The 23,268-nt window shown below is 42.3% G+C and carries 22 protein-coding genes; 7 read left to right on the top strand and 15 right to left on the bottom strand.

The window, feature by feature from the left end:
- Positions 1 to 271: 271 nt before the first annotated feature.
- The 5 genes from trpA to trpD are packed head-to-tail and all read right to left on the bottom strand — an operon-like array spanning position 272 to position 4,607.
- Positions 272 to 1,045: a tryptophan synthase subunit alpha gene (trpA, locus tag M3M39_RS03325; protein ID WP_252797825.1), complete on the bottom strand. Its 774-nt coding sequence runs from the start codon at positions 1,043 to 1,045 to the stop codon at positions 272 to 274.
- Positions 1,038 to 2,225, bottom strand: a complete 1,188-nt coding sequence (trpB, locus tag M3M39_RS03320; protein WP_252797823.1) for a tryptophan synthase subunit beta — start codon at positions 2,223 to 2,225, stop codon at positions 1,038 to 1,040. Before trpB ends, trpA begins: the two co-directional genes overlap by 8 nt.
- 15 nt (positions 2,226 to 2,240) lie before the next feature.
- The gene (locus tag M3M39_RS03315) at positions 2,241 to 2,816 is read right to left on the bottom strand and encodes a phosphoribosylanthranilate isomerase (RefSeq protein ID WP_252797822.1); all 576 of its coding nucleotides are present in this window, start codon (positions 2,814 to 2,816) and stop codon (positions 2,241 to 2,243) included.
- Positions 2,803 to 3,588, bottom strand: a complete 786-nt coding sequence (gene trpC, locus M3M39_RS03310; RefSeq protein ID WP_252797820.1) for an indole-3-glycerol phosphate synthase TrpC — start codon at positions 3,586 to 3,588, stop codon at positions 2,803 to 2,805. Before trpC ends, M3M39_RS03315 begins: the two co-directional genes overlap by 14 nt.
- A complete protein-coding gene (trpD, locus tag M3M39_RS03305; RefSeq protein WP_252797818.1) occupies positions 3,585 to 4,607 on the bottom strand; it encodes an anthranilate phosphoribosyltransferase in 1,023 nt (340 codons plus the stop codon). The genes trpC and trpD overlap by 4 nt, the downstream gene beginning before the upstream one ends.
- 853 nt (positions 4,608 to 5,460) lie before the next feature.
- Here trpD and M3M39_RS03300 point away from each other — a divergent pair.
- Positions 5,461 to 6,867 carry an anthranilate synthase component I family protein gene (locus M3M39_RS03300; protein ID WP_252797816.1) on the top strand — a complete coding sequence of 469 codons (1,407 nt, stop codon included), beginning with the start codon at positions 5,461 to 5,463 and terminating at the stop codon, positions 6,865 to 6,867.
- Positions 6,851 to 7,444, top strand: coding sequence for an anthranilate synthase component II (locus tag M3M39_RS03295; RefSeq protein ID WP_252797813.1), 594 nt, complete (start codon positions 6,851 to 6,853; stop codon positions 7,442 to 7,444). The genes M3M39_RS03300 and M3M39_RS03295 overlap by 17 nt, the downstream gene beginning before the upstream one ends.
- 216 nt (positions 7,445 to 7,660) lie before the next feature.
- On the opposite strand, the gene M3M39_RS03290 is transcribed toward M3M39_RS03295, so the two are convergent.
- A complete protein-coding gene (locus tag M3M39_RS03290) occupies positions 7,661 to 8,488 on the bottom strand; it encodes a sunset domain-containing protein (RefSeq protein WP_252797811.1) in 828 nt (275 codons plus the stop codon).
- 350 nt (positions 8,489 to 8,838) lie between these two features.
- On the opposite strand from M3M39_RS03290, the gene M3M39_RS03285 reads away from it, so the two are divergent.
- From M3M39_RS03285 to M3M39_RS03270, 4 genes are all read left to right on the top strand, one after another.
- Positions 8,839 to 9,705 carry a helix-turn-helix domain-containing protein gene (locus M3M39_RS03285; RefSeq protein ID WP_252797810.1) on the top strand — a complete coding sequence of 289 codons (867 nt, stop codon included), beginning with the start codon at positions 8,839 to 8,841 and terminating at the stop codon, positions 9,703 to 9,705.
- Between the two features lie 304 nt (positions 9,706 to 10,009).
- The gene (locus tag M3M39_RS03280) at positions 10,010 to 10,921 is read left to right on the top strand and encodes a quinone oxidoreductase family protein (protein ID WP_252797808.1); all 912 of its coding nucleotides are present in this window, start codon (positions 10,010 to 10,012) and stop codon (positions 10,919 to 10,921) included.
- Positions 10,922 to 11,054: 133 nt separating this feature from the next.
- The gene (locus M3M39_RS03275) at positions 11,055 to 11,492 is read left to right on the top strand and encodes a DUF6978 family protein (protein ID WP_420843006.1); all 438 of its coding nucleotides are present in this window, start codon (positions 11,055 to 11,057) and stop codon (positions 11,490 to 11,492) included.
- Between the two features lie 57 nt (positions 11,493 to 11,549).
- Positions 11,550 to 12,341 carry a DUF1829 domain-containing protein gene (locus M3M39_RS03270; protein WP_252797803.1) on the top strand — a complete coding sequence of 264 codons (792 nt, stop codon included), beginning with the start codon at positions 11,550 to 11,552 and terminating at the stop codon, positions 12,339 to 12,341.
- Between the two features lie 100 nt (positions 12,342 to 12,441).
- Here the strand turns inward: M3M39_RS03270 and M3M39_RS03265 are convergent, their stop codons facing one another.
- Entirely contained in the window at positions 12,442 to 12,582 is a 141-nt protein-coding gene (locus tag M3M39_RS03265; RefSeq protein ID WP_252797801.1) for an AbrB family transcriptional regulator, read from the bottom strand.
- A gap of 141 nt (positions 12,583 to 12,723) precedes the next feature.
- Between M3M39_RS03265 and M3M39_RS03260 the strand changes: the two genes are divergently transcribed.
- Complete coding sequence (locus M3M39_RS03260; RefSeq protein WP_252797799.1) at positions 12,724 to 13,197, top strand: glutathione peroxidase; 474 nt, start codon at positions 12,724 to 12,726, stop codon at positions 13,195 to 13,197.
- A gap of 52 nt (positions 13,198 to 13,249) precedes the next feature.
- Here the strand turns inward: M3M39_RS03260 and M3M39_RS03255 are convergent, their stop codons facing one another.
- The 8 genes from M3M39_RS03255 to M3M39_RS03220 form a co-directional block, all read right to left on the bottom strand.
- A complete protein-coding gene (locus M3M39_RS03255) occupies positions 13,250 to 14,398 on the bottom strand; it encodes an oxidoreductase (RefSeq protein ID WP_252797953.1) in 1,149 nt (382 codons plus the stop codon).
- Between the two features lie 179 nt (positions 14,399 to 14,577).
- Complete coding sequence (locus tag M3M39_RS03250; RefSeq protein WP_252797798.1) at positions 14,578 to 16,107, bottom strand: reverse transcriptase/maturase family protein; 1,530 nt, start codon at positions 16,105 to 16,107, stop codon at positions 14,578 to 14,580.
- Positions 16,108 to 16,558: 451 nt separating this feature from the next.
- Positions 16,559 to 17,938, bottom strand: coding sequence for a 23S rRNA (uracil(1939)-C(5))-methyltransferase RlmD (rlmD, locus tag M3M39_RS03245; protein ID WP_252797797.1), 1,380 nt, complete (start codon positions 17,936 to 17,938; stop codon positions 16,559 to 16,561).
- Positions 17,939 to 17,991: 53 nt separating this feature from the next.
- On the bottom strand, positions 17,992 to 18,939 hold the full coding sequence (locus tag M3M39_RS03240; RefSeq protein WP_252797795.1) for a diacylglycerol kinase: 948 nt from the start codon (positions 18,937 to 18,939) through the stop codon (positions 17,992 to 17,994).
- A gap of 16 nt (positions 18,940 to 18,955) precedes the next feature.
- The gene (gatB, locus tag M3M39_RS03235) at positions 18,956 to 20,380 is read right to left on the bottom strand and encodes an Asp-tRNA(Asn)/Glu-tRNA(Gln) amidotransferase subunit GatB (RefSeq protein WP_252797794.1); all 1,425 of its coding nucleotides are present in this window, start codon (positions 20,378 to 20,380) and stop codon (positions 18,956 to 18,958) included.
- A gap of 2 nt (positions 20,381 to 20,382) precedes the next feature.
- The gene (gatA, locus tag M3M39_RS03230; RefSeq protein ID WP_252797792.1) at positions 20,383 to 21,840 is read right to left on the bottom strand and encodes an Asp-tRNA(Asn)/Glu-tRNA(Gln) amidotransferase subunit GatA; all 1,458 of its coding nucleotides are present in this window, start codon (positions 21,838 to 21,840) and stop codon (positions 20,383 to 20,385) included.
- On the bottom strand, positions 21,840 to 22,148 hold the full coding sequence (gene gatC, locus M3M39_RS03225; RefSeq protein ID WP_252797791.1) for an Asp-tRNA(Asn)/Glu-tRNA(Gln) amidotransferase subunit GatC: 309 nt from the start codon (positions 22,146 to 22,148) through the stop codon (positions 21,840 to 21,842). The genes gatA and gatC overlap by 1 nt, the downstream gene beginning before the upstream one ends.
- Before the next feature lie 24 nt (positions 22,149 to 22,172).
- Positions 22,173 to 23,264, bottom strand: a complete 1,092-nt coding sequence (locus M3M39_RS03220) for a CamS family sex pheromone protein (RefSeq protein ID WP_252797951.1) — start codon at positions 23,262 to 23,264, stop codon at positions 22,173 to 22,175.
- Between the last annotated feature and the right edge of the window lie 4 nt (positions 23,265 to 23,268).

The following is a 23,268-nucleotide window of genomic DNA, read 5'->3' as shown; positions in this document are numbered from 1 at the left end:
GTCGTTAGACTAGGTTGCCTAACGACTGCGCATCCAAATAGCTCAACTCGTTAGGTCAAATGATCTAATAAGTTGAGTAATAACGCATTATTTGAATACATAATGTTTGTGCAAATCATGGGTTATATTTCCTTTCTTATTAATTTTATTGTTTGAAGTTTATCATGATTAAATATTTAAGTCAATCTTTAATTTTGTTTCGAACGTTTATTTTTTCTAAATGATAAAAATTATAATAGACACAATTTACTTGTACAGAACTAGCACTGCCTCATTTCGCAACCGCTTGTTTCATCTCCCGCACGTAAGCAGTCAACTGCTCCGGCGCTTGTGTTCCTGCCTTTGCAATTAAATCTACAATTTGACTCCCGACGATGACCCCATCGGCCACCTGAATCATCGCGTGGGCCTGTTCTGGAGTATGAATCCCAAAGCCAATTGCAACGGGCGTGTACGTGTACCGGCGAATTTCGGTTATCACTGCCTGCAAATCAGTTTGAAATTCATCCCGCGTTCCGGTTGTTCCCATTGAAGAGACCAGGTAAATGAACCCAGTCGCTCGTTCTGCAATTTTTTTGATTCGCGCCTGAGAAGTCGGAGCTATCAGTTGAACCAGATCCAGGTTAAATTCTTGCGTAGCAGCTAATAACTCAGCTTGTTCTTCGTACGGTAAATCAGGAATAATCATGCCGGCCACGTTCAATTCCGCACAACGGCGGCAAAACTCCCGGTACCCAACCTGGTAAACTAAGTTTACGTAGGTCAAAAAGACCAGCGGCACGTCTGATTGCTCCCGTACCCGCCGAATCACGTTAAAAACGTCATCGGTTGTCACCTGGCGATCTAGGGCTCGCTTATCTGCGGCTGCAATCACCGGCCCATCTGCCACTGGGTCGGAAAACGGAATCCCAACTTCAACTAAATCTGCCCCACCAGCAGCCAGCGCCAAAATATTGTCCACGGTCGCATCCAGGCTGGGATCCCCCGCCACGACAAAACCGACAAACGCTTGCTGGTCTACAAAAACTTGTTCCAATTTACTCATCGATTTTCACTCCTTTGTAGCGCGCAATGGACGCCACGTCCTTATCTCCTCGTCCCGACAACGTACAGATAATCGTCTGATCGGGCCGCATCGTCGGCGCTAATTTTTCCACGTAAGCAATCGCGTGGGCACTTTCAATTGCCGCAATGATCCCTTCCGTTTTAGCAATGAATTCAAAGGCTTGGACGGCTTCATCATCAGTAATCGGCACGTACTGGGCGCGTCCCGATTGCGCTAATGCCGCGTGTTCAGGTCCAATTCCCGGATAATCTAACCCCGCCGAAATTGAATAAACTTCATCAATTTGCCCAGCTGAGTTTTGTAAAAACTTCGACTTCATGCCGTGAAAAATCCCATCGGTTCCGTTGGTAATCGTGGCGGCTTGTTGCTTAGTGTGAACGCCCTTTCCAGCTGCTTCACATCCAATTAGCTGGACGGCTTCATCATCCAGAAAAGCAGCAAAGCTCCCGATGGCATTACTTCCACCCCCAACGCAGGCCACGACTGCATCTGGCAGCCGCCCCGTTTCAGCCAGAATTTGTTGTTTTGCCTCTTTACTAATCACACTTTGAAAATCCCGGACCATCATCGGAAACGGATGTGGGCCAACGGCAGAACCTAAAACATAGAAGGTGTCAGTCACATTGGCAACCCAAGCCTGCATGGCCGCGTTGACCGCATCTTTCAAAACCATGGAACCACTCGTCACCGCGTGAACCTTAGCTCCCAATAGTTCCATCCGGAAGACATTCAGCCGTTGGCGCTCGGTATCCTCCTTGCCCATGTAAATTTCACAATCCATGCCTAACAGGGCGGCAACGGTCGCCGTCGCCACACCGTGTTGCCCGGCTCCGGTTTCGGCAATTAACTTCCGTTTCCCCATGTACTGAGCCACTAAGGCCTGCCCCAACACATTATTAATCTTGTGAGCACCGGTATGATTCAAATCTTCCCGCTTCAAGTAGATTTGCGCTCCCCCTAATTTTTCCGTCATGTGCTGAGCGTGGTACAACAACGAGGGGCGGTTGGCATAGTTATCCAGCAGGTCGTGGAGCTCTGCTTGAAATTTTGGATCAGCACGTAACTTGAGGTAGGTTGTTTCAATTTCATGTAATTCCTGCATTAGCGTTTCTGGAACAAATTGACCGCCGTACCCGTTAAATTTACCGTTGGTTGTCATTTTGATTTCCTCCTTTTATAGTCGATGTACCAAGTCTGTTAGTGCTTGCATTTTGGCTAAATCCTTATGACTGTCCGTTTCTACTCCGCTGGAGATGTCCACCACCGCCGGCTTCACGATTGCTACGGCCGTTTGAACGTTGGCTAAGGTGATCCCGCCTGATAAAATCTCCGGCTGAGTTACAGCATGTTTTTGAAATTGGGCGGGCGCCTGCCCCCGCCCGCGACTCGCATCAAACATCACGTAGTCCGCCTCCGGATCAACATCTGTTTCTGTCTGAACTACCTGGATTAACTGCACATGCTGCTCGTGTAACTGAGCAATTAAGTTGGCAGGTAATGCACCATAGTACTGAACTAGTTGAAGTACCCGATCCGTTACGGCAGCCATCACGGTCTCCGTGCTTGCGTTTACGTACACTCCCGCTACGGCAATGGTAGGATCTAAATCCTGAGTTAAAATCCGGGCCGTCTTGAGATCAACCTGTCGTTGACTGGGAGCAAAGACCAATCCTACAAAATCGGGGTGAACCTGGTTAGCCTTGGCAATATCAGCAGTGGTGTGCAACCCACACAGTTTAATTTTCACCATCACGTAACTCCTGTAGTTTGGCTTTGGGATCTGGGGCTAACATCATCGTTTCGCCGACTAAAACACCGTCGACACCTAGTCCACTTAGTTCCTTAATGTCAGCCGCTGTTTTAACCCCGCTTTCCGCAATCATCAATGTGTCGGCAGGAACCGCTTCTCGAAGTTGCTTGGCATTGTCAAAGTTCACCGTAAAGTTTTTCAGATTCCGATTATTAATCCCGATGATCCGTGCCCCCGCGGCAATTGCCCGTTGGACCTCCGTCGCATTATGCGCTTCAAAGATGGCTGACAAGCTTAAATGATCTGCTAGTGCGAAGAACTCGCGTAGCTCCTGATCGGATAAAATCGCACAAATTAACAGAATGGCACTCGCTCCCGCGCGTTTCGCCGCATAAATCATGTACGGATCCACCGTAAAGTCCTTGCGTAACACCGGCAACGAGACGGTTTGCGTAACGGCCTCTAAATCAGCCAGGCTGCCCTTAAAATAATCAGGTTCCGTCAGAACCGAAATAGCATCGGCACCCGCCGCTGCATAATCCCGGGCTAGTTGGGGCACGTCAATCGTGGTTTTAATGTCTCCTTTAGACGGAGATGCGCGCTTAATTTCACAAATAAAGCTCAGTTGGGGTTGGCGCAGGGCTTGTTCAAACGGAAAGTCGGTGGTCAGGTCCAGTTCTTCTACATGGGATCGTAATTCTGCCAGCGGTTGCTGCTCTTTAGCTCGGGCAACGCGTGCTTTAGTTACGTTGGTTAAATCATCTAAAATCATGCGTCATCCTCCTCGTTGGTTGCGGCCACAAACTCCGCTAGTTTTTGCGCGGCCTTGCCACTGTCAATCGTTGCTGCAGCTACCTTTAAGCCGGCCTCAATCGTTAAATCAGGTTGAGCCACGTGTAAGGCACAAGCGGCGTTTAGTAGCACCACGTCTCGGCGGGGACCTCGCTCGCCCCGCAAGATGGCGCGGGTAATCTCAGCGTTTTCTTGTGGAGTGCCACCGACTAAGTCCTCCGGTTGACACAGGGAAAGTCCCAATGCTTCCGGATCAATGATTCCCGTAGTAATTTCGTGCTGATGTAACCGGGCAAAGTGCGTCGTGGTTGTCAAAGTAACTTCGTCTAAGCCGTCATCACCGTGGACCACCAGCGCCTCTTTGACTCCCAGTTGGTCTAACACCTGCGCCATTGGCTCTACCAAACTGACGTCGTTCACCCCCAATAGTTGGTAGGTAGCGCCAGCCGGATTGGCCAGCGGTCCCAGGTAGTTAAACAGAGTGGGAATCTCTAGTTCGCGACGCACCGGCGCCACGAAACGCATGGCTTGATGATACTTTTGCGCAAATAAGAAACAAATCCCTTCGGTTGTCAAAGTGTGAGTTGCTTGGGAAGGACTTGTTGCTAGGTTGACGCCCAGGGCTTCGAGCACGTCTGCCGCCCCACTTTTACTGCTGGCGGCGCGGTTACCATGTTTAGCCACCGGGACGATGCCGGTAGCAGCTACCACTAACGCCGTGGTCGTCGAAATGTTAAAGGTATTGGCGTGGTCCCCACCCGTGCCGACAATTTCGAGCACGTTCTGATGCGGTTGAATCTGGGTGGCGTGTTCGCGTAACGAAGCGGCAGCCCCACTAATTTCAGCTACCGTAGCACCCTTGCTGGCGAGACCCATTAAAAAGGCGGCTTGTTCGCTGGGGGTCGTTCTATCGTTCATCATTTCATCTAATACAGCATGGGTTTGGACGGCGGTTAAATCGTGGCGTTGGCTCAATAACGTAATTGCGGTTTTAATCATGGTTAACTCCTTTTATTATTCCTAGTGTCGATCAGCTTCAATCCGGCGTTGCCATCGTTTGCTTTTCATGAGTTGCATTCCTCCCTGAATTTTCCAACCAACAAAAAAACCGCCCTTAACTAACTGTTGTAGTTAAGGACGGTTTCCCGCGGTGCCACCTTGAATTTGGGTAAAAAACGGTCCTTCCCAGTGAAAGAATCGTAGTTTACCCCACTTAACAGAGGACCATCATCCTCCTGACAACTGACGTATGTCTGCACGTCAAACCATACTTGCACTGCGTTCCGGTTTGCCCTCGATGGTCCATTTAACTAACTGCGTTCGGCTGCCATTCTCACCACCGGCAACTCTCTGGGCGGGCACATTAGTTTTAATCTCCATCTCAACGGTTTCTGTGGGTTGGATTTAGTTGTTGCTAATCATAACGAGCAATGAAATCCTTGTCAAGAATAAATTTAAAATTTTTTTAGCATTGACATTAACTTTGAAATGTTTTAGGCTAAGAAAAATCAATTTGAACCGTCGATAACTACAACCAAACTAGTTATCCAAACCGATGACGTGGAGATCAAGATTACGCGGCCTTGTCAGCGAACTGATGGTGGTGAGAGATCAGTCAAGCAACCCGTAGTTAAATGGACCACCGAGGGCACTATCAAAGGCCGAGCGCCGAGTACTTAGTGACGTGTTGGAATACGTCAGTTTCCGGGAGAATGATTGTTCTTCGCTGAGGCGGGTGGGGCTTTTTTAAGCACCCTCCAATTAAGGTGGCACCGCGGATCAAACTGTCCGTCCTTAACAATTACTTGTTATGGGCGGACTTTTTTATGCTCTTTATTTTGGAGGTTACACAATGACAAATTATGTAAGACACGTTTTTAAGTATTACGATCCAGGCTTTAATCCCACTCAGATCATGGCGCAGGCTCATCAAGAACATCCCGGCGCTGGTTACCTGTTTGATCTCACGGGGCAACCACCCTTTGATCAACAGCACATTATTTACCTTGGCTTGCATCCGCAACACCAAATTACCTACCGGGAAGGCGTGATTACAACCAACGGGCACTCTATTTCAAAAAAACTGCAACCCTACCTCGAACAATTACTGCAGAAATATCATTTCGATGCAGCGGACCAACCGCTTCCCTTTTCTGGCGGATTGGTGGGGTACCTGGCCTATGATTATAGTCGTGAACTCGTTCCCAACATTCCGGCAGTGGCTAATCCATACGATTTTGCTGATGCCGCCTTTCTCCTCTTCACAGAAGTAGTGGGCTTTGCTCCAGAAACGAACGAAGTTACTCTGATTCAGAATCTGCCCGAGGGTGAACCGGACACGTTAGCAGAATTGCGGCAGGAGCTGCAGCGCTTACAGGCTAGTTTTACCACTGCACCCACATTGCACCTAACGCATCCCCTGCAACCAAGCTACGACCAACCGACCTATACCCGATTGATTGATCAAGTTGTCGACCATATTTATCGAGGTGATATTTTCCAACTCATCTTGTCCAATCCCCTGGTCGGTCAGGCCACGGGGAGTCTGCTCGCGTTGTACCAGGAACTCACGGGTAACTACCATTGTTACTTCAGATGTGGCGAATTTCAAGCAGCCACCGCTTCGCCCGAAACCTTACTGCGAAAGAAGGGCTCGCACCTCGCCACTTTTCCGTTAGCCGGAACCAGGCGCCGGGGCAAAGATAAGGCTGAAGACGAACAAATGGCGCAAGAACTACTAAGCGATCCCAAGGAAAGTGCCGAGCACAACATGCTCGTCGACCTAGGTCGTAATGATCTAGGAGCTGTGAGCCAATTTAACTCCGTTCGGGTCACCGAGCATATGCGGTTGCACAAATACCAACAAGTCATGCATCTCGCTTCGACCGTTGAAAGTAAGATTGATCCCGAGCAATCTGCACTTGATGCCCTCCAAGCCGTTTTCCCCGCCGGAACCTTATCCGGAGCGCCCAAGAGTTCGGCCCTAAAAATAATTGCCCAACTCGAGCAACAAAAACGCGGGCTCTACGGTGGAACCTTTGGCTACCTCGATTTTAACGGCGACTGTGACTTTGCCATCGGAATTCGCTTGGCGCAGCAAAAAGGCGACCAACTGCTGGTGCAATCGGGCGCGGGAATCGTGGCCGACAGCATTGGCAAGCACGAATATCAAGAATGTTTCAATAAAACCCGGGTGGTGCGCCAGGCACTGGCACGGGCCACTCATCAGGAGGTACTAGCAGATGATTTTACTGATTGATAACTACGACAGTTTTACGTATAACCTGTACCAACTGCTCGGTCAGTTTACAACCGACATCCAGGTAATCAAAAACGACGAACTGACGGTGGCTGAGATTCAAGCGTTACATCCAGCCGGAATCGTCCTTTCTCCCGGCCCCGGAAATCCAGACGACGCGGGAGTTAGTTTGGACGTGGTGCGTCAGTTACACGGTCAAGTACCGATGCTCGGAGTCTGCATGGGCTTGCAGGTCATGATTCAAGCTTGTGACGGCCAAGTAGTTCCCGCCCAACACTTGATGCACGGAAAAACTTCCCGGTTACAACTCGATGATGATAGTGTCCTCTTTCACGGGGCGGGAACAACTGGAACGGTCGCCCGCTATCACTCCCTAGTCGGTGAACGAGCCTCCCTTCCGGCTGAATTTAAGATCACCGCCATCGATGACCATCAAGAATTAATGGCGGCTGAAATTCCCAGCCAACGAATGTATGGCGTTCAATTTCATCCGGAATCAATTTTGACGGAGGCTGGTTTGGGCGAACGGATTGTGGAGAATTTTTTGAAGATTGTAGATGAAAATAATGAAATATAAAGCAGCGGTAGAGTATTTTTATGATGATAATCTTCTTAGTTATATAAGGAAAAATATGAACTAACGAAGATAATCAAAAATGAATTAAATTCTACAACAAGGAACAATTTCAAATAAAATTAGGTGGCTTATCGCTGATAAAATATCAGGAACAAGTCACCTAATTGCAATAAATATTTATTTTAAATCATAGGGTACAGATCAAAATGATCTATTTTAGCGTAAAGACTTATGATAACCGGCCGCTTGCGCATCTGCTTCAGAATTAAAGTAAACTACGTTGCTACTACTAATTCGATAGTTTGCTTGATCGGCAGTATGATAAGTCATGGTTTTACTATTACCAACAACTGCTCCAGATGTACTGTTAACTTTTGTTGAATCATTTACTTGCTGATTGTTAGAAGAAGAATTTGATTGATTAGCAGATTGATCAACACTTTGCTTGTTTGCATCATCGGTTTGCTGATTTTGTTTCTGCTGACTGTTTTCATCTTCTTGTTGATTATTATCATTTTGCTTTTGAACGTCATCTTTCTTTTGTTCAGGATTATCAGCTTTTTGTTTTTCATTTTCAGTTTCTTTATTATTCTTTTCTTTTTGGTCGTTGCTATTTTCACTTTTTTTAGGTTTAGGTTTTTGTTTATTGTTATTATGCTTTTGGCTTGTTTGCTGATTACTTGAATGATCAGCTTTTTGATTACCATTTATTTCACCAGCAAATCCAATTGCAAATAATGAAACAATAACTAGAATCAATCTGGATGTCCATTGTGATTTTCTTTTCTCCTTGGCTTTATTTCGATTTTGATAAAGTTGAATACAATAATAGATCAACAGAATAAACAACACTAAAATGCCTAAACTAGTTAGTATTTCTATTCTTAGTGAACCAATTAGCAGCGCGCTCCCTAAAACTAAACTACCATATGTTAACCAAAAGTTTTTTTCTACTGGAGAGTTAGAATTATTATGGTTTTTATTTAAATAGTAAATTCCAACAGCAATTAAAATAATTCCAATAATAAAATAAAATGGTCTCACGACAAGTTCTCCTTAATAAAAATTTAAGTTATTTTTATTTCATTTTATCAATGATTAAATCGAATTACTATACAAGTTGATACTCAGACAATTCCTAGACTGAGAGTTTTTTTGAAAAATTAAAAGTAAAAATCGATAATATTTAAAAATGGATTAAATTCCATAGAAAAGAACAAACTAAAACAAAATTAGGCGGATCGTCGCCGATAAAATATCAGAAACAATCCGCCTAATTATAATAAATGTTCACTTTAACTTTTAGAACGGTTTAAGGAAACGAATTGAAAGCAAAATAAAAAGCAGTCGGTGGACTGCTTGGTGAAATTAATTTTAAATTGTGAGGAATATCTATGAACCAATTCAGGAATACATCATCAAAAAGTTTAGGAGATTATTTAAAAGCGCAGCGAAAAGCACGCCATTTATCTCAAGCTGAACTTTCGGACGGAATTTGCTCACAATCGATGATCAGTGGGATTGAAAAAGGGAATTACATCCCTAGTTCCCTTTTATTAGCACAAATTTGTCATAAATTACAAATTTCATTAAATGACACTGTGCTGAGTGATTACTTTGAGTTTAGTAACTTTCAAAGTGCTAGCCACAAGATTGAACAACTATGTAACGAACATCGTTATGCCGAACTAATTAAATTCATGAACAATGAAGATATTTTAGCTAGTTTAGATTCAAATGATGATTTTCAAAAATATTATTACTACTACGGATGCGCTACCTACCAATTGTCCAAACAAGCTGATCCTGCTTTAAGATACTTACAATTAGCGCTCCAATATACCTACCACACTGATAAAAAATATTTATCATCAATTGAACTACTCATAATTAGTGCTATAAATTTAATTAAAGTGAAATCTAGCCATTATACCAAGATGGATAATCATAATTTTGAAATTGCTTTTGCTTCAACTATTAACCAAGCATATGTTGATTATAGTGAAAATTTAAATATCATTTTTTACCAATATGCCTTAGCTCTTTTTCATGAAGAGCAAATTAAAAATGCCATCCACGTTTTAAATACTGGAATTGAATGGATTACCTCTAAAAATTCAACCTTTATGATTGCCGATCTCTATTTTCTTTTAGCGAAATGCTATGAAAAAACAGCCAAATTAAAAAATAAAAACGAAGCGTTAAACAACGCAACCGTATTGGCAAAGGTCTATAAACAAGTTGTAAATAAAGAACTTTAATTATTGAAATTAAATGACTAAGTAAAAATAAATCACCAGTAATAATTTAACTAAAAACCATCCGATTAATAACGAATATAAACACATTAAGATCAACCAAAACGGAAGCAAAAATATTTTACTTAACATCCAGCTGATAATAAAACCAACAATCAGTGACCATAATAGTGACATAAAGATTTCTCTTTTTTTTAATTCCAATTTAAAGTTAAAAAGCAGGTTTGAATAATTAGAATACTAATTATTCAAACCTGCTTTTTGCATTTATACTCACTAATAAAATATCACTAGGAGGATCAAATCTATGAAAGCTATTATCCAAACAAATTACCAAGGAATCAACGGGCTTAAAATTCAAAACGTTAAGGTTCCAAATATAAATCCCCTATCAACGTTAATCAAAGTTAAATATGTTCCTGTCTTACCTTACGATGTCAAAAGTGAAAGTGGAAATTTATCAAACGTACATCCCCAATCATTACCACGTGTAATTGGGTATAGTGCTGCTGGAATAATTGAAAAAACAGGAACATTAAGAAATAAACAGCTAATGGGAAAGAGAGTAATTGCCTTTGCAAAAGATGGATCATTTTCTGAATACGTTACTGCTAATATTCCACCTTATACTTTTATAATTCCTGATAACGTTAGTTTTGAAGCAGCTGCTACTGTTTTTGGTGGTGCTGATACCGCCTTAATGGCGCTCCAAACGTTAAAAATTCGATCAACTGATAAGGTTCTCATTGTCGGTGGATCAGGCGGAATCGGAACCTATTTGGTTCAAATGTTAAATAATCTCAACGTCTCAACCACTATCCTCTCTTCTTCAGAGAGTGAAAAATTTTTAAAACAAAATTTTCAAAACCAAGTTTATACAGGCTCTGACATGATTCCAAGTGAAAATTTTGATTACCTAATTGATACCACTGGAAATACTCGTCTCTTGAATGATTTAGAAAATAAGTTGAAACATGACGGTACCATTTTTCCTTTAAGTCTACCGTTCTATCAATCTCTTCATGAAAATATCAACGTTGTTTTTCACAATCGTCCGTTAATGCCTCATTACTATACTGAAATTCTACAGATGATTTCTAAGGGGAAATTAATTCCTTTTATTGATTCAATCTATGCTTTTGATGATATTAAGGATGCTCAAAGAAAGCTAGATGGACATGGAAAGAAAGGGAGGATATTGCTTAAAGTCAATGATTAAAATAACTTATAAAATAAAGTCGTATTGATAATTATTTATACTTTATATAGGCTACTATTCTTTGCAATGTTTGATATAATTAACTGAAATATTTACAGATTGTTTAATTTTTGTTAATTAGGGAGTGATTTAAATTAATTTAGAAAATCTAAGTGATTCCGAGGTATCAACACTTATAAAATCATTTAAAATATGTCAGAAAAAAATATCAAGTAATACTCCAATGATCGGTAAAATAAAAGATGATACTCCAGTTACCGATGATAAAAATGGAATAGAATATAAACTTCATAGATATAGAAATGTATTTGATGAAAATAGATTTAGTTTACATATCAGATTTAAAAATACAAATGATATGTTAATTAGAATTGATATCCACAATGGTACTCATATTAATCCTGATGGAACAAAAATAGGTGAAAATCATATGCATACCTATAAACGAATTGAAGGAGTTCTGGAAAAAGATAAAATTGCTACCGAATTACCAAAAGAAATAAACGATTTATCATCTCTTTTTACAGTATTAAGTCAATTTTTAGATTACACTAATACACATGAGGTCTAAAAGAATAAATAAAAATTAAAAAATAATTTATTATAGAATTTAAGGGGGTGTTTGATTATGAATGATATAAAGATAGATGAATTAAAAGATGCGATTGATTCATTTAACCAGAATAATATAAAATTAAGCAAAACTTCAAATGCTATTAGAATTGACACTCCTTTTTACAATCGAAGTAATGACTCAATAATCCTGTATGCAATTGTTAAAAAAGATGGTAATCTACATTTAACTGATGGTGGTTATGTTATAGACGATTTAATGTCAATTGGAATAAATCTGCTAAAATCTAAAAAAAGAAGGGAGTTATTAGAATCAAAATTAACTTCCTTTTCTGTGAATATAGATGAAGAAACACATGAAATATTTACAGAATCTTCCATACAGGATTTCCCAATAAAACAAAATTTATTAGCACAATCCATGATGTTTGTCGATGACATGTTTGTACTTGCTAAACCAAAAACTAATAATTTATTTATTGAAGATGTTCAAAATTTCTTTGATGAAAATGATATTAGAGCTCTTGAAGGGCCTTCATTTGTTGATAGGAATGGTATGTACCATACGTATGACTTTTCAATTGCAGGAAGTAAAAAGAAAAACATTCCAAACAAATTAATAAAAACTTTAAATACACCAAATAATGATGGATATGCAAAATCATTAGCCATGGATGTAATACAAACAAGAAATATACCAAATTTCAAAAACTCCAATTTCTATACAATAATAAACGACACAGAAAAACCAATAGAAACTTCAATAGTTAACCTTTTTAATGAACAAAAAATAACTACTGTTCCCTTTTCTAAAAAGTCCGATTATATAGATGAATTTGCTTTATAAATTTATTTGACAAATTTTTGTTATATTAAAGTAAAAGTTTTATATATTAAGATAGGAGATTATCAAATAAGATAATCTCCTCTTTTTGTTTGAAATTTAATTATCCATTCTCCATCCAATCATGGAAATCTGGATGTTTTTCCGCATTGTAATGACCGTTATCATCAAATTCAACGGTTTCAATTGGAATTTGACTTAATAATTTTTGCCAGTCAGATAAATTAGGAAATTTTGAATTCATGGTTTACCTCTTAATTATCAATAATTTCAACAGCAAAAGTATTACCATTATATCCTCAAATTCAATCATTAGCTAATCCCAGCCAAAAGTGATACAGTTTTAATTGTGTACCATCAAATTTAACAGATTGGAGTCCTTCTCATGCTTAACTCAGTTTATGATTACAAAACCAAAGAACTAAACGGCGATTCGATTGATTTTGCCGATTTTAAAGGTAAGGTCATCCTCGTGGTTAACACCGCCAGCAAGTGCGGTTTAGCCGGACAATTAAAGGATTTGGAAAAGCTATACAAAAAGTACCACGACCAAGGTTTAGAAGTAATCGGTTTTCCTTCCAACCAATTCTTGATGGAATTGAAGGATTCGAAAAACATTACCGAGTATTGCCAAGTTCACTACGGCGTCACCTTCCCCATCACCCAAACCATTAAGGTCAATGGCGAAGATACAGATCCGTTATTTGCCTACCTGAAGAAAGAATCGGGCCACGGTCCCCTCAAATGGAACTACACCAAGTTCTTGATTGGCAAAGATGGCAAGTTGATCCACCGTTACGCTCCGATTACGAACCCAGAAAAATTGGAACCTGAAATTCAAAGGGCATTACAAGCCTAACTAAAAAAACTCGTAGAAATGACAATCTCATTTCTGCGAGTTTTTTGCTGCTCTATTTTTTAATCGAATCACCATTTGGCAACGGTGGTAATCCGTTATCCGGCAACGAGAACGAGTCTAACAATCCCTTGGTCCAGGACGTTTGTTTCAACTGTTCCGGTGAAATCTCATGTACAATTTCATCCGCCTGATCATTAGCTACCTTGTATCCAAACAGCGGATCAATCAAACTTCCCCGGGCCATCCCGACCATGTCCATATAGTGGTTAACAGCATCCAGCGCTGCTTCGGCACTAAATACCCCACCAACTGCCAACAGTTTAGTTTCATCATCAAGCGATTCCCGGTAAATTTGCGTGTAACTCAACTTGCCGTCTTTCGGACCATCGTAATAGTGGCCAAAGATGGAAACGTGCAGATAATCCAGTTTTAACTTGTTCAATTCCTTCACCAACTGATTGGAATCCGCAATAGTGTAGCCACTGCCATCCTGATGCAGTTCTTCTGGACTAATTCGGTAACCGACGATGAAATATTTCGGAGCGTACTTATCTACCACGCGGAGCACTTCCTTGGCAACTGCAAGCGGAAAACGCATCCGATTAGCCAACGAACCACCCCACTCGTCCGTGCGCCGATTCGAATACGTCGACATGAATTGTTGTAGTAGATAATGGTTAGCACCGTGAATCTCAACCCCATCAAAACCCGCTTCAATGGCTCGTTCTGTGGCTAAACCGAAGTCCCGGATAATCGCATAAATTTGATCAGTGGTTAATGCCAACACTTGATAATCCAGCTTCGGAAAATGAATGGCACTCGGACCAAACGCATACCCGTGTTCGGCGCCAAAGCCGTTACTGCGTAACCCACCGTGGTTAATTTGCAAGATGGCTTTTGCCCCATCTTGTTTCATCGTGGTAGCAAGCGCCTTAATCGATTCCAAGTGCTGATCATCATAAATCCCGAGTTGTTGCCCAAACGGACCGCCGCCACTGGGTCCTCCGTTCTCACTGACGTAGTGATACTCGGTGATCAACATGCCCGCTGTCTTACTGCGAGCCGCGTAGTATTGCAACGTATCTTCAGTTGCTCTTCCATCCGCTGTTCCCGACGAGGTTAACATTGGTGGCATAAACAAACGCCCGTTTACTGTAACCCCGCGGCGAAATGTGACTGAATCCGTTAGTTTTCGTGCGATGATGGATTCCTCCTTCTCAAAATCTTTCTCTAACAAAGCTAACATTGGTAGCTAAATTATAGCTGGATTACAAGAAATAGCAATGATATTGCCTACTTTTAGTAAGTATAGATAAAAATACGGGTAGCAAAATAATAATCAAAATATATTATTATTTTGCTACCCGTATACTAAACAAATTAAATATGTTTTGTTATCTTACATTCTTTTTCCTTTAAATTATGATACATAGATTGGATTTTTAAAATCTTTTTCTTAACAGGTTTTATAATATCCACTTTATATAATTTATCAAAACTAGGAATAGGTTCTTCAAATTTTTTCTGTGCTCTGTCTGCGTACCACATTAAATTAGACCTTGGTATTGATTGGTCTACCAAATACATTTTGGTAAATTTTTTTCTTCCCTTAATTGACCATCCATTTAATAAACTATTTTTTTCATACTCAAGTCTATTTATTACCTTATTTCTAATTTTATCGCTAATTTCTGGAAACCTATTTTCAATATACTTATTTTTTAAATATGATAAATTATAATTCTTTAAAAGTTCTCTCTCATTATATCTTAATGCAAATGTTCTTGATGCCCGTTTTCCTCTATACCAAAAACGATAAATAGTGCTATTTCGCAAAAATACTTTATTGCCATTAAAAGAAAAGCCTAAATAATCAAAACTAGTAGGATTATTATTTTCATTTACAACATTTCCATTTGACTTTGAAAAATATAATAATTTTGTCTTTTCATCATTAATCTTTAATTTTAATTGTTTTTCACTGTCATTAATGACTTTCTTCTTTATCTTTATTGCAGTACTTCTATTACATCCATTATTAGGAATAACAATTACAAAATCATCAGAATATCTTCTGTAAATTCCATTATATTTTTTTATATCTTTACTTATTAGATTATCAAACTTAATCATATAAACATTAGCTAAAACAGCACTTAAAGATGTTCCCTGGGGTATCCCATTCCTATTTTTATAAAAATGTATTGCTTTTTTTCTTACTAACTCACTAATTTCTTTTCTATTATTAACATATTTATTATGAAAGTGCTTGTTCCCCAATCCTTTCAATAATTTATTTTTCTCTATATATCGATATTTTGTCAAATGAGTTAAAACTGATTTCCAATCATCGTTAAGCTTATAATTTTCAGTAACATCTGAAAAAATTTCCTCTACATTAGATAATAATAAATGGTGATTTAGATTATCAAAAAAATTAGAAAAATCACCTTTAATAATCCAACATCCATTTGATTTCCAAATAAAATCAATTACGTCTTTTGCACCGGTTATATTAGATTTTCCAGATCTATATGCTAAAACAACATTATTTAAATCAGTATTTGATATATAACTTTCATATAATTTGGACAATAATTTACCATAAAAAGAATAGATAAGAGCGTCTTCATGACCTGCTAATGATATTAATCTATTTTTATATTTAACTGGTTTTCTATTCTTATCAGTTTCATGATTATATTTTATTTTCTTAATATTAACTGTTATAAAGGGAAGAAAACGATAATTAGAAACATAATTTTTATTTTTATAAATATTATATAGTTTACGTCTCAAAGAATTTGTAGAAAAACGACTATCAAAATGAATATAATTATTGATTAAATTATCGGAGTTATCTTTTAATTCTTCAAAAACCTCTTTTTTTAATTTATTTACATCAATCATAATTTAATCCTCTTAATAAAAAGAACTAGCCATTACTGCACTAAAGACAATGCTTACGTAATAGCTAGTTATTCTGGTCAATAATTATTTTACGAGGGTAGAGTGACCAATTTATTAGTACATATAGTATTAGTACTGTCTATTTTACAATTATCATAGACATTTCAGTCTATATTATAAAGGAGCTAATATCCATGTCTTTCGACTTGAAATCAACATCCAATTGTGTTACAAAAACACGTCTAAAATCCCCTCAAATTCTAGGTAGGTTAATTATAACATAGCATTTTAGTAATGTCTCTTTTTAAAGATATATAAACTATTTATCTAACTTAATCTATATCATAACAAAAAAGGATCTAATTCAATTAAATATCGAAATAAATCCTCCAAAATTAAATTTAATTGCCTAAAAATAAATAAATTAATCTTAATCACTTAAATATTTATCCTATTTTTTAGTAAACACCGTCACACTTTCCACATGTGGCGTCTGCGGGAACTGGTCCACCGGTTGCACCGGCTGATCAATCGTGTAACCACCATCAAGCAACAGTTGCGCGTCCCGCACCAGTGTGGCTGGATTACAGGAAACGTACACCAGTCGTTCTGGCCTCATCTTCAAGGCACTCTCAATGAAGCTGGCATCAAGACCTTTACGGGGCGGATCCACCACAATTACGTTTGGTTTAATTCCTTCCACTTCCCACTTCTGCATCTGGTCTTCGGCCTTCCCAGTGACAAAAGTTGCGTTTTCAATGTGGTTCAACTTGGCGTTCGTCCGCGCGTCCTGAATCGCTTCCTTGACCACGTCGACTCCGTAAACGTGCTTACCTTGCGGCGCCATTGCCAGTGAAATTGTTCCAATTCCACAGTAGGCATCGATCACGATGTCATCCTTAGTCAACTGGGCCTTTTCAATTGCTAACGAGTACAGTTTTTCCGTCTGCACCGGGTTAACCTGGTAAAACGACAGTGGTGAAATTAAGAACTTCGTGCCTAACAGTTGGTCCATGATGTAGTCTTTGCCGGCCAGCACCATGCTTTTATCCCCCAGTAACCGGTTCCCCGTACTCTGGTTCACGTTAACCACGAGGCTATCCAAGTTGGGCAACGCTGATTCAATTGCTTCCGTAATTTCTGCTGCCCGTGGTAAATGCCGGTCGTTAATCACCAGCACCACCATCAGTTCGTGGCTGTACTTCCCGTAGCGCACCATGATGTTGCGAATCAGTCCCTGGTGCGTGGTTTCGTTGTAGGCCGGAAGCTGAAATTCTCGTAACACGTCCCGAACCTTCACAATCGCATCATCAATCGCTGGATCTTGAATGTAGAAGTCTTCAATTGGAATCAAATCATGACTATGCCGCCGGTAAAATCCAGTTTCCAGTTGTCCGTGCAGTTCCCGGACCGGAATCTGGGCCTTGTTACGATACTGGACCGGATGCTCCATCCCAATCGTGGGCGCTACCTGGACCTGATCCAGGTGGGCCTTTTGGAACAATTCGGCAATCTGGTGTTGCTTAAACTCCAGTTGCTTGTCGTAACTCAGGTGTTGCAACGGAGCAATTCCCGATTGCGTTAGCTTTTTGTTCACGATGGCGACCCGGTCCGGACTAGATTGGTTAACCTTCAGCAACTTGGCAAAGGCAAAGTTCTTCTTCACCTTAATCACCTTTGCTGTAACCTGTTCGCCCGGTAGCGCATCTTCAATGAACAGCGGATAACCACCGTCAACCTTGGCCACACCCATTCCTTCGTAAGTTAGGTCGGTCACGTCCACGTCGAGCGTTTCGTTTTTCGTTACTGGTGCTTGTTTATTTTTGCTCATTCTTACTCCTTAACAAAAAGTTTTGCCGCCGATCACGACAAAACTTTTTTAGTTTATTCTAATAGTTGTTGCGATTGTTGCTTCGGTAAGTTTGAAAAAATCGACAAGTGTTCCTTCAGATTTTCAAACTGCATCGGCGCACTACCCCCGTATTCCCCATCCAGATTGATGGGCATCGGGCGTTTGGTATCCGTTTGGGCCACCGTAAAGTTCCGCGTTTTCTTGTAAATAATTCGCGAATCATTTACGTGCCGACCACCGTTCAGAGCCTTGGTCAACAGCTGCAGAATCTCCATCATGTTCCCAGTCTTCACGATAATCATGGTGAAGTTTCCGTCGTTAAGTGACGCATTCGGCACTGCCTGTTCAAACCCACCGACCGAGTTGGTCATCGCCAGGAAGAACATCGACGCCTTCCCTTCGTAATGACCGCCATCGTACGTCACCTTCATGTCAATCGGACGCGCCTGCGGTAACATTTCCACGGCCTTCACCAGGTAGGCAATGTAGCCAAAGACAGTCTTTAAGTCGGACGGCACGTCGTAGGTAAGTTCGGTTAACCGGCCACCGGCAGCGATGTTGATGAAGTACTGCGTCATCTCATCGTTGCTAGCCTTGCCAACGTCCATCGGCAGTAACTTTCCTCGTGTCATTACCCGCGCAGCTTCAACTAGGTCATCCCGTGGAATTCCAAGCGCCCGGGCAAAGTCGTTGGTCGTTCCGGCCGGGATAATCCCAAGCTTCGGCCGGTGGCCCAATGGTGCAATCCCGTTAATCACCTGGTTAATCGTACCGTCACCACCAGCAGCCACCACCAAATCAAAACCTTCCCGAGCGACCCGAGTAGCCTCATCACGAGCTGAATTTTCCTGGGGGGTTGTAGCGTAGGCACTGGTTTCGTAGCCACCCCGTTCCAAAACGTCTAAAATATCGACCAACTTGGATTTCAGCGTTTCTCGTCCAGAGGTTGGGTTATAAATTACGCGTGCTCGTTTTCGCATGTGGTGCCACCGCTTTCTATTGGTTTAGTGCTTGCATCAGGATTTGGTTCACAATCTTCGGGTTAGCCTTTCCTTGGGTCCGTTTCATGATTTGACCCACTAAGAAACCAACCGCCCGGTCCTTCCCGTTGTGGAAGTCTTCGATTGATTGCGGATTGTTAGCTAAAACGTCGTCCACGATTGGTTTCAATTCGGCTGGATCAGAAAGTTGGATTAAGCCCTTTTCCTTCACGAAGGCTTCGGGATCTTCACCCTTAGTGATGGCCTTAAAGACCTTCTTCGCCATTTTAGTGGAAATGGTTTCGTCCATCAACATCTTAATCATGGCGGCCAAAGCTTCCGGCGTAATCTTAGTATCTTCCAACTTCACTTGTTGGTCGTTCAAGTAGGCGTTCACGTCCCCTTGCAGGTAGTTTGAAGCCATCTTCGGATCGCTACCCAGTTCAATCAATCGGTCAAAAAAGTCAGACATTTCCTTGGTCTGGGTTAAGACCATGGCGTCGTAGTCGGTCAAGCCGAGTTCGTTGACGTAGCGAGCGCGCCGTTTCCCCGGCATTTCTGGTAAGGAGGCGCGTAATTCGTCAATCCAAGCATCCGAAATGTCCAAACTAGGCAGGTCTGGTTCTGGGAAGTAACGGTAATCGTCCTTTCCTTCCTTCACCCGCATCAGGTAAGTTTTCCCGGTTAATTCGTCGAAACGACGGGTTTCAGCGCCAATCGTCCCTCCGGCCATAATCACTTGCGCCTGACGTTGTTCTTCGTAGGCCAATGCTTTGCGGACGTAGTTAAATGAGTTCAAGTTTTTCAACTCGATCTTTTGGCCGAGTTTGTCACTACCAACTGGTCGAATCGAGATGTTACAGTCCACCCGCATCGAACCTTCTTCCATCCGCACGTCGGAAATCCCGGTAAACTGGATCCGTTCGCGGAGCCCTTCAAGGTAGTCGTAAGCTTCTTGCGGCGTCGTCATTTCAGGCTTCGACACAATTTCAATCAACGGCGTCCCTTGCCGGTTCAAGTCCACGTAGGAATACTTGTTTCCGTGGGTATTTTTCCCGGCATCTTCTTCGACGTGCATCTCTTCGATCCCAATTTTCTTGGTCCCACCGTCAGCGGTCTGAACTTCAATCCAACCGTTGGTAGCGGCCGGAGTGTCGTTTTCCGTGACCTGGTAGCCTTTGGGGTTATCGGGATAGAAGTAGTTCTTCCGGTCAAAGTGAGGGTGCTTTTCGATGTCAGCGTGCAGGGCTAAAGCAGCCGTAATTCCGTTGGCAATCACTTGTTTATTCACCCGAGGTAAAGTTCCTGGGTAACCCCAATCAATCACGTTGGTATTTTCGTTGGCTTCTGCTCCGTAGCTGACTGGTGAAGGACTGAAAATCTTCGACTTGGTCTTTAATTCCACGTGGACTTCTAGTCCAATTGTTGTTTCAAAGTTCATCCTTATTTACCTCCCAACTGTGGGGTTTGCTTGTGAAAATCAGTGTTTTGTTCAAAGGCGTGCCCCGCTTGGTAAATCGTGCTTTCGGCGAAGGGTTTTCCAATTAATTGCATTCCAATTGGGAGACCGTTGCTAAAGCCAGCGGGTAAGGACATTCCGGGGAGCCCAGCCAGGTTCACGGGAATCGTCATCACGTCGTTCATGTACATTTCGGTTGGGTCGGTACTTTCAGTGCCGACTGCAAAAGCCGTCGTTGGTGCTGTAGGTCCCATAATCAGGTCGTGATCTTGGAACACCTTTTGGAAATCTTCGATGATCAACGTCCGAATTTGAGCGGCCTTCTTGAAGTACTTGTCAAACGAACCAGCGGAGAGCGCAAAGGTTCCCAGCATGATCCGACGCTTCACTTCGTCCCCAAAGCCCGTCGAACGGGTTTTCACGTAGAGGTCTTCCAGGTTCTTCGGATCTTCAGCACGGTAACCGTAGCGAATCCCGTCAAACCGTTCCAAGTTAGAAGAAGCTTCTGAAGAAGCCAAGGCGTAGTAAGCCATCACACCATACTTGGCATGTGGTAAGGAAACTTCGTCAATCGTAGCGCCTAGTTCTTCGTACTTTTTGGCAGCGGCTTGAATGGCGTCTTTCACGGCGTCATCAATACCATCGCTCAGGTATTCCTTGGGTAGCGCGATCCGCATGCCCTTCACTCCTTGATCAAGGTTGGCTGTAAAGTCTGGTACCTCTTTGTCAGAGGAAGTGGCATCGTGATCGTCGTGACCGGCAATCGTATTTAAGAGGTAGGCGTTGTCCTTGACCGTCCGCGTGAACGGTCCAATTTGGTCAAAACTAGATCCAAATGCGATTAATCCCCACCGCGAAACTCGTCCGTAGGTAGGTTTCATTCCAACCACTCCGGTAAAGGAAGCGGGTTGCCGAATCGAACCACCGGTATCGGATCCCAAGCTAGCAGGAACTTCGCCGGCCGCAACGGTCGTAGCTGAACCACCAGACGAACCACCGGGCACCGTGTTGAGATCCCACGGATTGCGCGTGGTCTTGTAGGCTGATTTTTCAGTTGAACTTCCCATGGCGAATTCATCGAGGTTAGTCTTGCCGACAATCACAGCGCCAGCAGCTTGCAGCTTTTCGACTACCGTGGCGTTAAAGAGGGAGTGGAAGTTTTCCAGCATCTTGGAAGCTGCCGTCGTAGGCATGTTGGTCGTCACCAGGTTATCCTTAATGGCCACTGGTACCCCAGAAAGCACGTTGTCAGGATCAATCCCAGCCGCATCAATTTTTTCTGCTTGTGCTAAGGCCTCGTCGTTCATAGCGAGGTAAGCTTGCAGATCCGCTTCGTGGGCATCAATGTTAGCCAACGTTTGCTTGGTTAGTTCCACGGACGTTGTTTCGCCGTCGACCAACATTTGGTGGACGGACTCTAAATCACGGTCAAAATAGTTCATTATTCGTCCTCGCTTTCGTCAATAATCGTTGGAACCCGAATCAAACCATCGACGGATTCCGGAGCGTTGCGTAACAAGGCCTCGCGTTCGCCCCAGTTATTCGCAACGTCAGGCCGCATCACGTTGATTTGGTCGGTTACAGAGTAGGTCGGTTCGACCCCTTCCGTATCCACCGTTCCTAGTTGATCCAACATGTCGAGCATGTCGTTTAACTGTTCCGTAAACTGATCGAGTTCTGCGTCAGCAATTTTCAGCTTGGCTAACCCGGCAATGTGTTGGGTCCGGGCTTGATCTACTTTTTCACTCATCAAACTTCCTCCTTACCTGATTTCCTAATAGTTGTTAAATACATGCGTGGTAAACTTCCGGGCATCCCGATCTCGGTTTAGGTAACTTTGGACCCCATTCGTGGAACCGACCGTGATTTCAATCGGCACGTTGCGAGGTAAGTACTTCTGGGCGGCCGTCTGCAGGTACTGGGTGAAACTGTTAATTTCCGTGTAGCTGTAGAACTGGGTCGTGATGTTCACGTGCATCCCGGTCAAGGTCCCGTCCGTGTATTGTGCTTGGGCTGTGACCCCACTCAGATTCGGGAAGTAACTCTGCGCCTTGTTTTTGAATTGTTCAAAAGCGGACTCGTCGTTGGCGTTTGGTACCTTTTCGTTCCCGGCCGTTGGAAAGACGTAGTTCTTTTGGTCAATCTTATTCCAAGTATCAACGGTCTTCGAGCCAGCGCGGTTCATGGAGTAAGCAAAGAAGTTCCCGCCGACCAAGCTGTCATCCGGAGCGGCCTTGTACAGGGCAATCACAATCGGAATGTCCTTGGTTTCCGGTTTCTCGCGCATCCGTTTCAAGATTTCGTTGGCCATTTCTTTTCCTTTGGCTTCAATCTCGTCGTCAGTCAGTTTCTTGGAATATTGTGCTCCGTACTTTTCCTTAGTGTAATAGTACACTGAATTCAAGCCTAAACCAATCGTCATTCCCTTTAGCTGGAGCTTACCACCGGTTTGCTGCAAGAAATCCTGTTCGTCGATTTGTTGCAGGTATTCTGGCACCACCTTTTTGTCCGGTTGTTCGGGGTTTAACCCATCCGGATTATCCTTGGTTTTGCGGCCCAACCAGTTATAGGTTTGTTCGGTTGAGATTTGTTGACCTTCTTGAAAAACGTACTTGCTCGGGGCGAATTCCTTTTTGGAAATGTCGAGCAAGCCGTGTTGAAATCCTTCTAGGTTAAACTGGTTACTCGTTTGTTGTTCGTTGACTCCGGACGACTTACTGGTTTGGTAGTGACCGTCCTGGATCACGCTTTGGTAATTTCCACTGGAGTTTGAACCAGTTAATTCGGTTTTGGTCGAGCCACTGTTAGAGCTCATCTTATTTTGATTACCACAGGCTGCCAGTACGACCGCACTGACTGCCAGCATAATC

It is taken from the genome of Fructilactobacillus hinvesii, assembly GCF_024029435.1.
GTDB lineage: Bacteria > Bacillota > Bacilli > Lactobacillales > Lactobacillaceae > Fructilactobacillus > Fructilactobacillus hinvesii.
This window is presented reverse-complemented; position numbering and strand designations above follow the sequence as displayed.

Excerpts from the sequence above, each read along its gene's own strand:
- trpA (WP_252797825.1), bottom strand. The coding sequence starts at position 1,045 with ATGAGTAAATTGGAACAAGTTTTTGTAGACCAGCAAGCGTTTGTCGGT.
- trpB (WP_252797823.1), bottom strand. The coding sequence starts at position 2,225 with ATGACAACCAACGGTAAATTTAACGGGTACGGCGGTCAATTTGTTCCA.
- M3M39_RS03315 (WP_252797822.1), bottom strand. The coding sequence starts at position 2,816 with ATGGTGAAAATTAAACTGTGTGGGTTGCACACCACTGCTGATATTGCC.
- trpC (WP_252797820.1), bottom strand. The coding sequence starts at position 3,588 with ATGATTTTAGATGATTTAACCAACGTAACTAAAGCACGCGTTGCCCGA.
- trpD (WP_252797818.1), bottom strand. The coding sequence starts at position 4,607 with ATGATTAAAACCGCAATTACGTTATTGAGCCAACGCCACGATTTAACC.
- M3M39_RS03300 (WP_252797816.1), top strand. The coding sequence starts at position 5,461 with ATGACAAATTATGTAAGACACGTTTTTAAGTATTACGATCCAGGCTTT.
- M3M39_RS03295 (WP_252797813.1), top strand. The coding sequence starts at position 6,851 with ATGATTTTACTGATTGATAACTACGACAGTTTTACGTATAACCTGTAC.
- M3M39_RS03285 (WP_252797810.1), top strand. The coding sequence starts at position 8,839 with ATGAACCAATTCAGGAATACATCATCAAAAAGTTTAGGAGATTATTTA.
- M3M39_RS03280 (WP_252797808.1), top strand. The coding sequence starts at position 10,010 with ATGAAAGCTATTATCCAAACAAATTACCAAGGAATCAACGGGCTTAAA.
- M3M39_RS03270 (WP_252797803.1), top strand. The coding sequence starts at position 11,550 with ATGAATGATATAAAGATAGATGAATTAAAAGATGCGATTGATTCATTT.
- M3M39_RS03265 (WP_252797801.1), bottom strand. The coding sequence starts at position 12,582 with ATGAATTCAAAATTTCCTAATTTATCTGACTGGCAAAAATTATTAAGT.
- M3M39_RS03260 (WP_252797799.1), top strand. The coding sequence starts at position 12,724 with ATGCTTAACTCAGTTTATGATTACAAAACCAAAGAACTAAACGGCGAT.
- M3M39_RS03250 (WP_252797798.1), bottom strand. The coding sequence starts at position 16,107 with ATGATTGATGTAAATAAATTAAAAAAAGAGGTTTTTGAAGAATTAAAA.
- rlmD (WP_252797797.1), bottom strand. The coding sequence starts at position 17,938 with ATGAGCAAAAATAAACAAGCACCAGTAACGAAAAACGAAACGCTCGAC.
- M3M39_RS03240 (WP_252797795.1), bottom strand. The coding sequence starts at position 18,939 with ATGCGAAAACGAGCACGCGTAATTTATAACCCAACCTCTGGACGAGAA.
- gatB (WP_252797794.1), bottom strand. The coding sequence starts at position 20,380 with ATGAACTTTGAAACAACAATTGGACTAGAAGTCCACGTGGAATTAAAG.
- gatA (WP_252797792.1), bottom strand. The coding sequence starts at position 21,840 with ATGAACTATTTTGACCGTGATTTAGAGTCCGTCCACCAAATGTTGGTC.
- gatC (WP_252797791.1), bottom strand. The coding sequence starts at position 22,148 with ATGAGTGAAAAAGTAGATCAAGCCCGGACCCAACACATTGCCGGGTTA.
- M3M39_RS03220 (WP_252797951.1), bottom strand. The coding sequence starts at position 23,264 with ATGCTGGCAGTCAGTGCGGTCGTACTGGCAGCCTGTGGTAATCAAAAT.